This is a genomic window from Streptomyces sp. NPDC006265, assembly GCF_040613555.1.
GTDB lineage: Bacteria > Actinomycetota > Actinomycetes > Streptomycetales > Streptomycetaceae > Streptomyces.
Genome location: NZ_JBEXSH010000154.1, coordinates 1 through 13,463, shown reverse-complemented (window position 1 = coordinate 13,463; position 13,463 = coordinate 1). Strand labels below are relative to the sequence as shown.

At 72.0% G+C, this 13,463-nt stretch carries 13 protein-coding genes and 1 pseudogene; 6 read left to right on the top strand and 8 right to left on the bottom strand.

Features of this window, described 5'->3' with window-relative positions; genetic code table 11:
- Window positions 1-101: 101 nt before the first annotated feature.
- Window positions 102-851 (top strand): class I SAM-dependent methyltransferase, encoded by a 750-nt coding sequence (locus ABZ281_RS15405; RefSeq protein WP_356655710.1) that lies wholly within the window; start codon window positions 102-104, stop codon window positions 849-851.
- Entirely contained in the window at window positions 848-1,918 is a 1,071-nt protein-coding gene (locus tag ABZ281_RS15400; RefSeq protein WP_356655708.1) for a prenyltransferase, read from the top strand. The genes ABZ281_RS15405 and ABZ281_RS15400 overlap by 4 nt, the downstream gene beginning before the upstream one ends.
- Before the next feature lie 107 nt (window positions 1,919-2,025).
- Here ABZ281_RS15400 and ABZ281_RS15395 read toward each other — a convergent pair whose 3' ends face one another.
- The 7 genes from ABZ281_RS15395 to ABZ281_RS15365 form a co-directional block, all read right to left on the bottom strand.
- Window positions 2,026-2,319 (bottom strand): hypothetical protein, encoded by a 294-nt coding sequence (locus tag ABZ281_RS15395; RefSeq protein WP_030837127.1) that lies wholly within the window; start codon window positions 2,317-2,319, stop codon window positions 2,026-2,028.
- Between the two features lie 46 nt (window positions 2,320-2,365).
- A complete protein-coding gene (locus tag ABZ281_RS15390) occupies window positions 2,366-3,376 on the bottom strand; it encodes an LLM class F420-dependent oxidoreductase (RefSeq protein ID WP_356655706.1) in 1,011 nt (336 codons plus the stop codon).
- A gap of 97 nt (window positions 3,377-3,473) precedes the next feature.
- Window positions 3,474-4,304 carry a hypothetical protein gene (locus tag ABZ281_RS15385; RefSeq protein WP_356655704.1) on the bottom strand — a complete coding sequence of 277 codons (831 nt, stop codon included), beginning with the start codon at window positions 4,302-4,304 and terminating at the stop codon, window positions 3,474-3,476.
- A 158-nt stretch (window positions 4,305-4,462) separates the two neighbouring features.
- Complete coding sequence (locus ABZ281_RS15380) at window positions 4,463-5,413, bottom strand: N-acetylmuramoyl-L-alanine amidase (protein ID WP_356655702.1); 951 nt, start codon at window positions 5,411-5,413, stop codon at window positions 4,463-4,465.
- A gap of 61 nt (window positions 5,414-5,474) precedes the next feature.
- Window positions 5,475-5,759, bottom strand: a complete 285-nt coding sequence (locus ABZ281_RS15375) for a hypothetical protein (protein WP_356655700.1) — start codon at window positions 5,757-5,759, stop codon at window positions 5,475-5,477.
- 129 nt (window positions 5,760-5,888) lie between these two features.
- Window positions 5,889-6,539 carry a class I SAM-dependent methyltransferase gene (locus tag ABZ281_RS15370; protein ID WP_356655698.1) on the bottom strand — a complete coding sequence of 217 codons (651 nt, stop codon included), beginning with the start codon at window positions 6,537-6,539 and terminating at the stop codon, window positions 5,889-5,891.
- Window positions 6,540-6,641: 102 nt separating this feature from the next.
- Window positions 6,642-8,381: an MFS transporter gene (locus ABZ281_RS15365; protein WP_356655696.1), complete on the bottom strand. Its 1,740-nt coding sequence runs from the start codon at window positions 8,379-8,381 to the stop codon at window positions 6,642-6,644.
- A gap of 238 nt (window positions 8,382-8,619) precedes the next feature.
- Here ABZ281_RS15365 and ABZ281_RS15360 point away from each other — a divergent pair.
- Together ABZ281_RS15360 and ABZ281_RS15355 are read left to right on the top strand one after the other, a co-directional pair.
- Window positions 8,620-8,847, top strand: a pseudogene (locus tag ABZ281_RS15360) (MFS transporter); the annotation flags it as partial.
- Window positions 8,848-9,063: 216 nt separating this feature from the next.
- Window positions 9,064-9,804, top strand: a complete 741-nt coding sequence (locus tag ABZ281_RS15355) for a class I SAM-dependent methyltransferase (RefSeq protein WP_356655694.1) — start codon at window positions 9,064-9,066, stop codon at window positions 9,802-9,804.
- A gap of 91 nt (window positions 9,805-9,895) precedes the next feature.
- Here ABZ281_RS15355 and ABZ281_RS15350 read toward each other — a convergent pair whose 3' ends face one another.
- The gene (locus tag ABZ281_RS15350) at window positions 9,896-11,110 is read right to left on the bottom strand and encodes a polysaccharide pyruvyl transferase family protein (RefSeq protein ID WP_356655692.1); all 1,215 of its coding nucleotides are present in this window, start codon (window positions 11,108-11,110) and stop codon (window positions 9,896-9,898) included.
- A 382-nt stretch (window positions 11,111-11,492) separates the two neighbouring features.
- On the opposite strand from ABZ281_RS15350, the gene ABZ281_RS15345 reads away from it, so the two are divergent.
- Window positions 11,493-12,350 (top strand): MaoC/PaaZ C-terminal domain-containing protein, encoded by an 858-nt coding sequence (locus ABZ281_RS15345; RefSeq protein WP_356655690.1) that lies wholly within the window; start codon window positions 11,493-11,495, stop codon window positions 12,348-12,350.
- Between the two features lie 32 nt (window positions 12,351-12,382).
- Window positions 12,383-13,459, top strand: coding sequence for a Zn-dependent alcohol dehydrogenase (locus ABZ281_RS15340; RefSeq protein ID WP_356655688.1), 1,077 nt, complete (start codon window positions 12,383-12,385; stop codon window positions 13,457-13,459).
- Window positions 13,460-13,463: the final 4 nt, after the last annotated feature.

The following is a 13,463-nucleotide window of genomic DNA, read 5'->3' as shown; positions in this document are numbered from 1 at the left end:
GCACCCGCGAGTACGGCACCCGCGGTACCCGCGGGCACAGCAGGTGCTGTCTCCGCAGCCCCGGCAGATGTAGAAGGCGTCAACTCCGAAAGCAGGGCCACGTGCTGACCGTCGACTTCTCCCGGTTCCCGCTCGCCCCGGGTGATCGTGTCCTGGATCTCGGCTGCGGAGCCGGGCGGCACGCGTTCGAGTGCTACCGGCGTGGCGCCCAGGTCGTGGCGCTGGACCAGAACGCCGAGGAGATCCGCGAGGTCGCGAAGTGGTTCGCGGCGATGAAGGAAGCCGGCGAAGCCCCCGAGGGCGCCACCGCCACGGCGATGGAGGGCGACGCCCTCGCGCTGCCGTTCCCCGACGAGTCCTTCGACGTCGTGATCATCTCCGAGGTGATGGAGCACATCCCCGACGACAAGGGCGTCCTCGCGGAGATGGTGCGCGTGCTCAAGCCCGGTGGGCGCATCGCCGTCACCGTCCCGCGCTACGGCCCCGAGAAGGTCTGCTGGAGCCTCTCCGACGCCTACCACGAGGTCGAGGGCGGCCACATCCGCATCTACAAGGCGGACGAACTGCTCGAGAAGATCCGCGAGGCCGGCCTGGAGCCCTACGGCACGCACCACGCCCACGCCCTGCACTCGCCCTACTGGTGGCTCAAGTGCGCGTTCGGCGTCGACAACGACCAGGCGCTGCCGGTGCGGGCGTACCACAAGCTGCTCGTCTGGGACATCATGAAGAAGCCGCTGGCCACCCGGGTCGCCGAGCAGGCGCTGAACCCGCTGATCGGCAAGAGCTTCGTGGCGTACGCGACCAAGCCGCACCTGCCGCGTCTGGCCGACACCGAGGCGGACGCCAAGTGACCACTCCCCGGACGGAACATCTGATCCTGCCCGGGGTCCTCACCGCGGGAGAGGCCGCCGCGACCGTCGCCGGCATCCTCGCCGTGCAGCGTGAGGACGGTGCGATCCCGTGGTTCCGGGGCCACCACCTCGACCCGTGGGACCACGTCGAGGCGGCCATGGCCCTGGACACGGCCGGCGAGCACGAGGCCGCCGAGCGGGCCTACCTGTGGCTGGCCCGGCACCAGAACGAGGACGGCTCCTGGTACGCGGCCTACACCGACGGCGAAGCCGCCGCCGTCACCGACCGGGGCCGGGAGACCAACTTCGTCGCCTACATAGCCGTGGGCGTCTGGCACCACCACCTCTCCACCGGCGACGACGCGTTCCTGGACCGGATGTGGCCGGCGGTGTACGCGGCGGTGGAGTTCGTGCTGCGCCTCCAGCAGCCCGGCGGGCAGATCGGCTGGCGGCGCGACGACGACGGCACGGAGACGACGGACGCCCTGCTGACGGGCAGTTCCTCCATCCACCACGCGCTGCGCTGCGCGCTGGCCATCGCCGAGCAGCGGGAGGAGGCGCAGCCGGACTGGGAGTTGGCGGCGGGTGCGCTGCGGCACGCCATACGCCACCACCCCGAGCGGTTCCTCGACAAGAACCGCTACTCGATGGACTGGTACTACCCGGTGCTCGGCGGTGCGCTGACCGGCGCGGAGGCCAAGGCCCGGATCGAGGAGGACTGGGACCGGTTCGTCGTCCCGGGGCTTGGCGTGCGGTGCGTCGTGCCCAACCCGTGGGTGACGGGGGGTGAGTCGGCCGAACTCGCGCTCGCGCTGTGGGCGATGGGGGAGTCCGACCGGGCGTTGGAGATCCTGCAGTCGATCCAGCACCTGCGCGATCCTGAGAGCGGGCTGTACTGGACCGGGTACGTCTTCGACGACGACGCGATCTGGCCGCGGGAGTTGACCACGTGGACCGCGGGGTCGTTGTTGCTGGCCGTGGCCGCGCTGGGTGGGCATGAGGCGACGTGCCGGGTCTTCGGTGGTGCGGAGTTGCCTGTCGGGCTCGAGTCGGACTGCTGCACCTGAGAACTCGGGTGGTTGTGATGGGTGTGCGGGCGCGGGTCGTGCGTGGCTTGTCGCGCCCACGCGGCGGAGCCGCATATCGACACAGTCCCGCACCCCTGACCGGGTTCTCAATGCCGGTGTGCGCGATTGGCTATCGCGTGGCCTATGAACAGATACACCACCGCTGCGAGGCCGTAGCCGCAGACCACTCGGGCCCATGCCTCGTCGAACGTGAACAGGTCGTGCGACCAGCCGGCGAGCCAGCGGGCCGCGTCGTGGATGAACTGGACGAACGAGTTGCCGGGGTTGGCGTCCAGCAAGTACATCAGGATCCAGAGACCCAGGATGAGGGCCATGATGTCGGCCACGACCGCGACGATCGTGCCGGCCTGATTCGCACCGTTGCGATATCGAGGGGACATACCTTTCGGATTGCCCTCGGACTCTCGATGAAACCAGGGGAATCGCTCAGGAGTTCAACTCCGCAAGAACGCGCAGGGTGTGCGGGTCCGGGCTGAGCAGGAGAAGGTCCGTCACCGGGCCCTTGCGCCACAACTCCAGTCGCTGTGCGATCCGTTCACGCGGTCCGACCAGGGAGATCTCGTCGGCGAAGGCGTCGGGGACGGCGAGCACGGCCTCCTTCCGGCGGCCGTCGATGAACAGCCGCTGGATCCGGCGGGCTTCCTCCTCGTAGCCCATGCGGGCCATCAGGTCGGCGTGGAAGTTGCGGGCCGCGTGGCCCATGCCGCCGATGTAGAAGCCGAGCATCGCCTTGACGGGCAGCAGTCCCTCGGCGACGTCGTCACACACCCGGACCTGTGCCATCGGCGCGACCATGAATCCCTCGGGCAGCTCCGCCAGGGCCGGGCCGTAGACCTCCGGCCGGGTCGGCGACCAGTACAGCGGCAGCCAGCCGTCGGCGATCCGGGTGGTCTGGGCGACGTTCTTCGGGCCCTCGGCGCCCAGCAGGACGGGCAGGTCGGCACGGAGCGGGTGGGTGATCGGCTTGAGGGGCTTGCCGAGGCCCGTGGCGTCCGGGCCGCGGTAGGGGTGGGAGTGGAAGCGGCCGGCCAGTTCGACGGGGGCCTCGCGGCGCAGCACCTGCCGCAGGACGTCGACGTACTCGCGGGTGGCGGTGAGTGGCGAGGCGGGGAACGGGCGGCCGTACCAGCCCTCGACCACCTGCGGGCCGGAGAGGCCGAGGCCCAGCAGCACGCGGCCGCCGGAGAGGTGGTCCAGGGTGAGGGCGTGCATCGCGGTCGCGACCGGGGAGCGGGCCGCCATCTGCGCGACCGCCGTGCCGAGCCGGATGCGGGAGGTGTGCGCCGCGATCCAGGTGAGGGGGGTGAACGCGTCCGAGCCCCAGGACTCCGCCGTCCACACCGAGTCGTAGCCGAGCCGCTCGGCCTCCTGCGCGAGGTGCACGTGGCCGGGGGAGGGGCCGCGGCCCCAGTAGCCGAGCGCGAGACCGAGCCGCATACCTGCCTCCTGACGGTGCGTCAGCTGACGAAGGCGACGACTGTACGGCAACGGCCCCCCGCCCGGAAGGGCGAGGGGCCGTGAAGGGCCGTGGGTCTCAGCCGCGCTGGATGCCCGACGTGTCCTGGAGGACACCGCGGCGGCCGTCCTGCGTCTGGGCGACCAGGGCCGCTCCACGCTGCTCGACGGCCAGGTACCAGGTACCCGGGGCGAGTTCGGCGATCGGCGCGGGCGAGCCGTCCTCCGCGAACAGCGGCCGCGGCACCGGCACCGCGAACCAGAACGGGGAGAAGTCCCCGGCCGGCGGCTGCGGAGCCTGGGCCTGTGCCTGCTGGGGCTGCGGCTGACCGCCGTACGGCTGCCCCGGCTGCGGCTGGCCGTAGCCACCGGGCTGCTGCGCGCCCGGGTAGCCGTAACCACCGGGGGGCTGGGCGCCGTAGGGCTGCGGGGCGGCCGGGCGGGGAGCCGGGAGGAGGGCGCCCTTGAGGGCCGGGACGAGGGGGGTGGCGATCGCGGCGGCGGCCATCAGCAGCGTGGCGATGAGGGCGAGGATCATGCCGATGCCAGGGCTCGGGAGGACTTCGCTGTTGGCCCCCTCGAAGTTGTCGGAGCCGCCGGTCACGTCGAAGATGTTGCCCAGCGCGCTCCACGCGGCGAACACCGTGAAGGCGGCACCGAACTGGCCGAGCTCGATGCCCGCGATCTTCGGGGCCTGCGGCAGGCCCCGGGAGACGACGACGAGCGCGGCGCCGATGATCCCGGCCAGCACGACGCTGAACACGACCGGGCCGCTGCCCCACAGCATGGGGAGGTCGACGCTGTCGGGGACATTGTCGAACGAGTAGAGGTCGAGGAACGACGCGATCAACAGCAATACCGCTGCTCCGATCACCACGCCGTCGCCCCGAGTGAGGGAGCGGATATTCACTTCAGGTCCTTCGTAAGTCGTCTCATCGTCGGTAGAGGCGTCGCTGTCACCATGCCGCCGTCCGGACTCGGTGTGAAGCGCGGGGGTGGCCCCTCATCGTAAGGAGGACCCTATCGTCCGCCCGGTCAGGGTGTCCGCCGGGATCTGCCGGTCCGCACCTACCCGCGCAGGAAACTCACGATTCCCTCAGAGATCCCTCGCGCCGCCTTCTGTCGCCACGCGCCGCTGGTGAGCAACGCCGCGTCCTTGCTATCGCGCATGTTGCCGCACTCGATGAACACCTTGGGAACCGTTGACAGATTGAGACCGCCCAGGTCCTTACGCGTGACGAGTCCGCCGCCGTCGCCGATGTAGTTGGAGGGCGCGCTGGCGGTGACGGCCACGAAGCGGCCCGCGACGCGCTCGCCGAGATCGCGGGAGGGGCCGACGATCGCCCGGGTGTCCGCGGCGCCCGCGTGGACCGAGCCGGGCAGGATCACATGGAAGCCGCGGTTGCCGGCCCCCGAGCCGTCCGCGTGGATCGAGACCACGGCGTCGGCCTTCGCCTGGTTGCCGATCCGGGCCCGCTCGTCCACGCACGGCCCGAACGGCCGGTCGCCGTCCTGCGTCAGCTTCACCGTGGCGCCCTGCTCCTGAAGGAGCGTGCGCATCCGGTGCGCGACGTCCAGCGTGAACTTCGCCTCGGTGTAACCGTCGTTGGTGGACGTGCCCGTGGTGTCGCACTCCTTGGAGTTCGTCCCGATGTCCACCTTGCGGTTGATCTCGGAGGCGTGCTGGAAGTTGCCCGGGTTGTGCCCCGGGTCGATGACGACGACCTTGCCCTTGAGCGGACCGGAGGCGGCGGGCGCGGAGGCCGAGGGCGTGGCGGCGGGCTTCGGCGAGGTGCTCGGCTCCTTGGCGTCGTCGGAGGGCGCGCTCGACCTGGCGGGCGAGGAGGACCGCACGGTCGCCCGCCCCGAACCCCCGTCGTCGCTCCCCGAGCCGCCCACCGTCTCGTACACCAGCCAGCCGAGCAGCGCCCCCGGCACCAGCGCGGCGAGCGCGACCGTCAGAGGGCCGCGGCGGCGGCGGGGCTGGGGAGGTTCGAAGTCCGGGCCTACGTACGACACGTCGCCACCCTAGCGGCCGTGAGCGGGGGCAGCGGCCCGAGGACGGCCGACGGGTGGCGGGCTACGCCCCGTTCCCGCCGCCCCCGTGCCGTACCGCCTCCTTCACCCGCGCCTCCACCTCCTGGCGCAATGTGCCCTCCTGCTTCGCGTACCCGGTCACCGCCGCCTGGACGTCCCGGGCGAGATCACGCCAGGCGCGCCAGGCCGTCTCCCAGGTGGTGGTCTGCTGGTCGCTCCACTTGGTCTGGGTGGGCGGCCCGTACGCGTCCTGGAGGTGACGTACGCGGGCGTACGCCTCGTCCGCCGCGCGCTGCTTCTCCACGAGCTCTTCGAAGGTGTGTGCCACGCGCCCGGATCCTTGGGCAGTGGCGGACGCCCGCCGACTCGCCACGCCGCCCGTGGGCCGACCGGGAAGGGGTGTGGGGGGTGCGGTTCACCCGGCCAGCCGCCCAGTCGCCCGGCGCGTGCCGGTGCGTCAGATGCCCGGGCCCGTGCGCCGCAGGACCCGCAGCGAGTCCGTCGCCGAGACCTCGGTGAACGCGCCGGAGGCGAGGGCCCGGAGGTAGATCCGGTAGGGGGCCTGGCCGGTGAACTCGTCCTGCGGGTCGGGGAAGACGTCGTGGATGAGCAGCAGCCCGCCCTCGGCGACGTGCGGCGCCCAGCCCTCGTAGTCGGCCGTGGCGTGCTCGTCGGTGTGGCCGCCGTCGATGAAGACGAAGCCCAGCGGCGTCCGCCAGAACGCGGCGATCCGCGGGGAACGCCCGACCAGCGCCACCACGTGCTCCTCCAGGCCCGCCCGGTGGAGCGTGCGGCGGAACGTGGGCAGCGTGTCCATCAGGCCGATCTCGGGGTCGACCGTCTCCGGGTCGTGGTATTCCCAGCCCGGCTGCTGCTCCTCGCTGCCGCGGTGGTGGTCGACGGTGACGGCGCTGACCCCGGCCTCGCGGGCCGCGTCGGCGAGCAGGACCGTGGAGCGGCCGCAGTACGTGCCGACCTCCAGCAGCGGCAGTCCGAGCCGCCCGGCCTCCACGGCCGCCGCGTACAGCGCCAGGCCCTCACCGGCGGGCATGAACCCCTTCGCCGCCTCGAACGCGGCCAGGATCTCGGGCTTCGGCGCCGCGGGCATGGGGTTCCTCTCGGTCGTACGACGGTCAGGGCGCCATCGTGCCGTACCCCCTGCCGCGAGGACGACAGGGGGTACTGGTGAGTAGCGGGGTCGGGCGGCGGGTCAGGCGGAGACCGTCTCGCCCGGCAGCGACAGGTCCAGGTCGACCGGGCGCTCGTCGCCCGCGTGGGTCGCGGACGAGGCGAGCGGGCCGTGACCCGTGGCCCGCGCGGCCACGACGTAGGAGCCCTGGGCGGGGACGGTGAGCGCGTAGCTGCCGTCCTCGGCGGAGAGCGTCGCCCCGGCCTGGCGGCCACGGCGGTCGATCAGCGTGATCTTGGCGCGGGCGACCGGGGAGCCGTCGGCCCCGAGCACCCGGCCGCGGAAGCCGCGCAGCACCTGCTCGGCGCGCTCCAGCGCCGCGTCCTCCTCGCTGCTGGCCCGCAACTGCGGCTTGCCCGACGGCCGTCGGCCCGGCAGGAACAGCGCCAGGAGCAGGCCCACGGCCACCGCGCCCGTGGCGATCAGGAAGGAGACCCGGAAGCCGTGCATGGTCGGGATCTCGACGCCGCCCACGTTGTTCGCGGTGTTCGCCAGCACCATGCCGATCACGGCGCTCGACACCGACGTGCCGATGGAGCGCATCAGGGTGTTGAGGCCGTTGGCCGCACCCGTCTCCGACGCCGGGACCGCGCCCACGATCAGCGCGGGCAGCGAGGAGTAGGCCAGGCCGATGCCCGCACCCAGCAGGACCGAGATGACCAGGCTCTGCCAGGCGGCGCTCATCAGGCCGAGTCCGGCGCCGTAGCCGATCGCGATGATCAGCAGGCCGAGGATCAGGGTGACCTTTGGACCGTACTTCGCGGACAGCCGGGCGTAGACGGGCGCCGTGAACATCATCGTCAGGCCGAGCGGCGCGACGAGCAGACCCGCGACGACCATCGACTGGCCGAGGCCGTAGCCGGTGGACTTCGGCAGCTGGAGCAGCTGGGGCAGGACCAGGGAGACGACGTAGAAGGAGACGCCGACCATGATCGAGGCGAGGTTGGTGAAGAGGACGGCCGGGCGGGCCGTGGTGCGCAGGTCGACCAGCGGGGCCTTCAGACGCAGCTCCATCACGCCCCACAGCACGAGCACGACCGCCGAGGCGGCGAACAGACCGAGGGTGGTGCCGGAGGCCCAGCCCCAGTCGCTGCCCTTGGTGATCGGCAGCAGGAACAGGACGAGCCCGGCGGAGAGGCCGAGCGCGCCCGGCAGGTCGAAGGTGCCCTCGGCGCGCATCGGGGACTCCGGCACGACGAGGAGGGTGAGAGCGATCGCGAGCAGGCCGAGACCGGCGGCGCCGTAGTAGAGGGCGTGCCAGTCGCTGTGCTGGGCGACCAGGGCGGCGGCGGGCAGGGCGAGGCCGCCGCCGACGCCTATGGAGGAGCTCATCAGGGCCATCGCCGAGCCGAGCTTCTCGCGGGGCAGCATGTCGCGCATCAGGCCGATGCCGAGCGGGATCGCGCCCATCGCGAAGCCCTGGAGCGTACGACCGGTGATCATGAGCAGCAGATCGCTGGTGAGCGCGCTGACCAGGGCGCCCACGACCATCACGGCCAGGCTCAGGATCAGCATGCGGCGCTTGCCGAAGAGGTCGCCCAGGCGACCCATGATCGGGGTGGCCACCGCGCCCGAGAGGAGGGTCGAGGTGAGGACCCACGTGGCGTTGCTGGGGGCGGTGTCCAGCAGTTGCGGCAGATCCTTGATCACCGGAACGAGCAGGGTCTGCATCACCGCGACAACGATGCCCGCGAAGGCGAGCACGGGGACCACGGCCCCGCTCGCTCTGCCGGCGGGGCGGTCTGTCGTCGTCTGCGTCATTGAGGGGGGCCTCCAGGCCGGGGAGCGTCGGGTTACATGGACTCTGAACCTTGTATGTCCAGGCAACTATTCCGTTGCTTTGGCACCCTAACGAAAACTTGACCTTTCCTTGGTCTCGAGGGGGGATTGCCGGGGCCGGGGCTGAGCCGGGCAGGGCTGGGCTGGGCTGAGCAGAGCCGGGCAGCACTGAACCGGGCAGGCCGGGAGCAGCGGCCCGGGCGGGGAGCCCACAGGAGGCGGCCTGGTCTCCGGCCTCGTCAACACGTCCCGCACGATGGGCGGTTCCCTGGGTCTGGCGGTCCTGTCCACCTTGGCTGCGTCCGCATCGGCGGGCAGCGCGACCCCGCAGGCCCTGACCGAGGGCTACGCCCTCGCGTTCCGGGTGGGGGCCGTGGTGCTGGCGGCCGGGGTCGTGCTGATGTGGGTGTGGCTGCCGCGGCGGGCGAGGGAGCACCAGGGCACCTGAAAAACCCACGGAAGGCGTGGCCCGGAACGGGGGCGTGACGGCGTTTCCCGGGGGCGCCGCCGCTGTTCGGGCCCGGGGGCGCACTGATCCGACGGCGGGCGCCCGCACGCGGCCCCATGGGCGCTCCAGAGCCTCCCGGTCACTCCGAAAAGGCGGCGCTGACCTGGCCTTTCGTGAGATCCGAACGTACCGTCGGCGGACGCGGAAGGGGGCCGGATGGACCGGAACATACGCACCGTCGACGACGTACTCACCCTGCTCGACGGACTGTTCGCACCGGAGGCCGATCGGTGGACGGGCCGCGGTGCCGACTGGTGGGACCGCTTCTACGCCGACCGGTCGCGGACGGTGCCGTTCTTCGTGGCGAAGCCGGACGAGAGCCTGGTGGCCGCCGTGGAGCGGGGGCAGGCCCGCGCGGGACGGGCGCTCGACCTCGGATGCGGGCCGGGGCGCAACGCGCTGTATCTGGCCGCGCGGGGCTTCGAGGTCGACGCGGTCGACCTGTCCTCGGCAGCCGTCGACTGGGCCCGGGAACGCGCCCGCGAGGCGGGGGCCGAGGGCGTACGGTTCCACCGCGGGGACGCCTTCGCGCTCGCCGCCACAGAACTCACCGGACCGTACGACCTCGTCTACGACTCCGGCTGCTTCCACCATCTCCCTCCGCACCGGCGGGTCAGCTACCTGGCCCTGCTGGAGCAACTCCTGGCATCCGGCGGCCTGTTCGGCATCACGTGTTTCGCCGCCGGGGCCGGAGGGATGGGGTCGGAGCTGCCCGACGGCGACTTCTACCGCGAGGGGGCGGGGCTGAGGGGCGGACTGGCTTACACCCCCGAGGCGTTGCGCGGGATCTTCTCCGGCCTGACCGAGCTCGAACTGCGGCGGATGCGGGACGAGCCGGAGGAGTCGGAGTGCTTCGGCGAGTCCTTCCTGTGGACCGCGTTCTTCAGGCGGGCGTAGGGCACAGGACACAGGCGGACACTGGGCGTCAGAGCCAGCCCTGGCGGCAGACCCTGGTCCTCGGCGAGCAGCACGCGGATGGGTCGGTCGGTCACGGGCTCAGGGCAGGGTGGCCGGTGTCCAGCAGTGAGGTCAGCGTCCGCGTGAACGCCCTCGCCGAATAGTCCGCGTGGTCGCGGATGCGCGCCGCGACCGTGTCGGCGGCGCCGCCCTCCAGGAGGCGGAGGAGCCGGTCGAGGTCCTGCCCGTGCCCCTCCTGGGTGGTCAGGTAGAAGTCCGTCGCGTCGTACGCCATGTGGAAGACGTGCTTCTTCACATCGCTCAGCGTCAGATAGTCGTCGTGCGTCTTGGGGGTCGGCTCGGGCGCGCCCACGCACACCGCCGGGGTGCCGGCGCCCCAGGAGTTGACCGCCAGGTGGTAGGTGTCCGTGACGACCAGCCGGTAGCGGGGCAGGACCCCGACCAGGTCGCCGACGGTGGGGTTCCCCGGGCGGGCCGCGATGTGGCGCACCGCGCCGGGGACCTCCCGGTCGAACCAGGGCAGCCACTCCAGCGGGGCGCCCAGACGGTCGGACAGGCCCTGGCAGAAGCCGGGCAGCCAGTCGGGGATCGGCGTCCGGGCCCCCAGGAAGACGCCGATCGCGCCGCCGTCGGGGACCGACCGGGACCACTCGGTGGCCGGGAGATGGTCGAGGTCGCCGGGGCGGGAGAGCAGCGCCGCGTCCGAACCGAAGTGGTCGGTCGTACGGTCCCGGCGCAGATGCGCGATCTTCGCCGCCGAGAGCGGATCCCGCACCCACATCCGGTGGCTGCGGGTCACCAGGCGGGAGAACAGCGGGCCGTACTCCTTGTCCTCGTAGTCGGACTGCGTGTTGTGCAGGATCGTCCCGCCGTAGCTGACGGTCCGCGCGAGGACCTCGTCCGGCTGGTCCGCGAACAGCAGGGCCCGGTTCAGCTGCGCCCGGGCGTCGTCCCGGTCCGCGGCGAAGCCGAAGTCGAGCAGGCGGTTCGTCGCGTCCTGGGCCAGGTAGTGCCGGGTGTGCAGGAAGTCACCCCAGAAGACGACCGCGTCATGGTCCCGGAGCGAGTCGAGGTGCTCGGCCAGCGGGTGGAAGCGGAACGGGAACTCGGTGCCCCGCGCACCGTCGCGCAGCGGCACGGTCTCCGGCGTGTGCAGGGTGTACCAGGTGGTGTCGACGGCGGTGTCCATCCGCCGCCGCAGGGACTCGAACGCCAGGTCCACGGTCAGCATGCCCGTGTTGCGGTACCCGATGTTCGGCGCGGTGATGACGGCGACGCGTCCCATGTGCTCCAGTTCCCCTAGCAGTTGCCGACGCCTTCGGCGTGTGGTGGCGCAGACCACCGGTCAACGTACACGTCCGCTTCGCTGCGAAAACGTCCCGCCCCCGCCGGCCGCTCCTCCGCCACGTCCGGCGGAAGTTCCGCCGTCACCGCGAACCCGCTTCCGGCCCGCGCCCCCGCCGTCACTCCGGCAGGACACATGTCATCGCCACGCCGATCTGACACAGTGTCAGGAGTCTTCACAACTGCCGGGGCCTCGGCTATACAGAGGGCGCGGGACTGGAACGCGTTTCAGTTCGCGTCCCGGTCCGGCCCCAGACGGCCTCGGTGCGGCCGACGGTGCGGACGGCCGTACCGAGGTCCTTCCTCCGGCGATCAGGAGCCCCATGCCCATCGACGCAGCCAAGGCGCTCGCCGCCGGCCCCCGGACCGGCGAGATCTCCTGGGACCACAGGGACGTGCAGCTCTACCACCTCGGCATCGGCGCGGGCAGCCCCGCCACCGACCCCGACGAACTGCGCTACACCCTGGAGTCCCGGCTGCATGTCCTGCCGAGCTTCGCCACCGTCGCGGGCGGCGGAAAGCCCGGCGTGACCGGCGGTCTGTCCATGCCCGGCATCGAGGTCGAACTGGCCCGCGTCCTGCACGGCGGCCAGAGCCTCGCCATCCACCGGCCCCTCCCGGCGACGGGCACCGCCACCGCGACCAACCGGATCGCCGCCGTTTACGACAAGGGCACCGCGGCCGTCCTCGTGCTGCGCACCGAAGTCGCCGACACCCAGGGTCCGTTGTGGACCAATGACGCCCAGATCTTCATCCGCGGCGAGGGCGGCTGGGGCGGCGACCGCGGCCCCTCCACCCGCCTCGAACCCCCCACCGGCGCACCCGACCGGACCGTCGAGCGGCCGGTCCGCGACGACCAGGCCCTGCTCTACCGCCTGTCCGGCGACTGGAACCCGCTGCACGCCGACCCGGAGTTCGCCAAGCTCGCCGGCTTCGAGCGGCCCATCCTGCACGGCCTGTGCACCTACGGCATCACGCTCAAGGCGGTCGCCGACACGCTCCTCGGCGGTGACGTGACCCGGGTGCGGTCCTACGCCACCCGGTTCGCCGGGGTCGTGTATCCGGGGGAGACCCTGCGGATCCGCATGTGGCACACGCCGGAGTCCACCCGGGTCGCCGTCAGTGCCGTCGAGCGGTCGGACGCGCCCGTCCTCGCCGACACCGTCGTCGAACACACCTGAGTCCAGAACGCCGTACGAGGGGAGCCCGCACCATGCGCGCAGCCGTACTGCACGAGATCGGCCAGGACAAGCTGGAGGTCCTCGACGACGTCGAGGCGGTGGGGTTCGGACCCGGCAAGGTGCGGATCCGGGTGCGCGCCACGGGGCTGTGCCACTCGGATCTGTCCGCGATGAGCGGGGTGCTGCCGCAGCCCGCGCCGTTCGTGCCCGGACACGAGGGGGCGGGCGAGATCCTCGAGGTCGGCGAGGGCGTGAGCCATCTGAAGGCCGGTGACCGGGTCGTGGTGTGCTGGCTGCCCGCCTGCGGCGTCTGCCCCGCCTGCAAGCGCGGCCAGACCGAGCTGTGCCTCGCCGGCTTCATGAACGCCGGCACCCCCAACTTCAAGCGCCCCGGCGGGGACGTCTTCGGCTTCGCCGGCACCGGCACCTTCACCGAGGAGGTCGTCGTCGACGCCGGCTGCGCGGTGCCGATACCCGACGACGTGCCCTTCGACGTCGCCGCCCTCATCGGCTGCGGAGTGACGACCGGGCTCGGCGCCGCGCTCAACACGGCCGACCTGGAGGCCGGTTCGTCGGTGGCGGTCCTCGGCTGCGGGGGCGTCGGCATCTCCGTGATCCAGGGCGCCCGGCTCCGGGGCGCCGCGGAGATCGTCGCCGTCGACCCGATCGAGGCCCGCCGCGAGTCCGCGCTCAAGTTCGGCGCCACCCGGGCGATATCGCCCGACGAACTGCCCGACGCCACACAGCAGATCACCGCCGGCGAGGGCTTCGACCACGTCTTCGAGGTCGTCGGCAAGTCGGCCACGGCACGCACCGCGTACGACAACACCCGGCGCGGCGGCACCCTCGTCGTGGTCGGCGCCGGCGCCATGGACGACTTCCTCCAGCTCAACATGTTCGAGCTGTTCTTCGACGAGAAGCGGATCCTGCCGTCCATGTACGGCGGCGGTGACGTGCTGCGCTCCTACGAACGCACCATCGCCCTGTGGCGGGCCGGCCGGATCGACCTGACGGGCCTGATCACCCACCGGGTCCCGTTCGCCGACATCAACGAGGCCCTGGACCAGATGCGCACCGGGACCGCCCTGCGCACCTGCATCGAGCTGTGAGGAC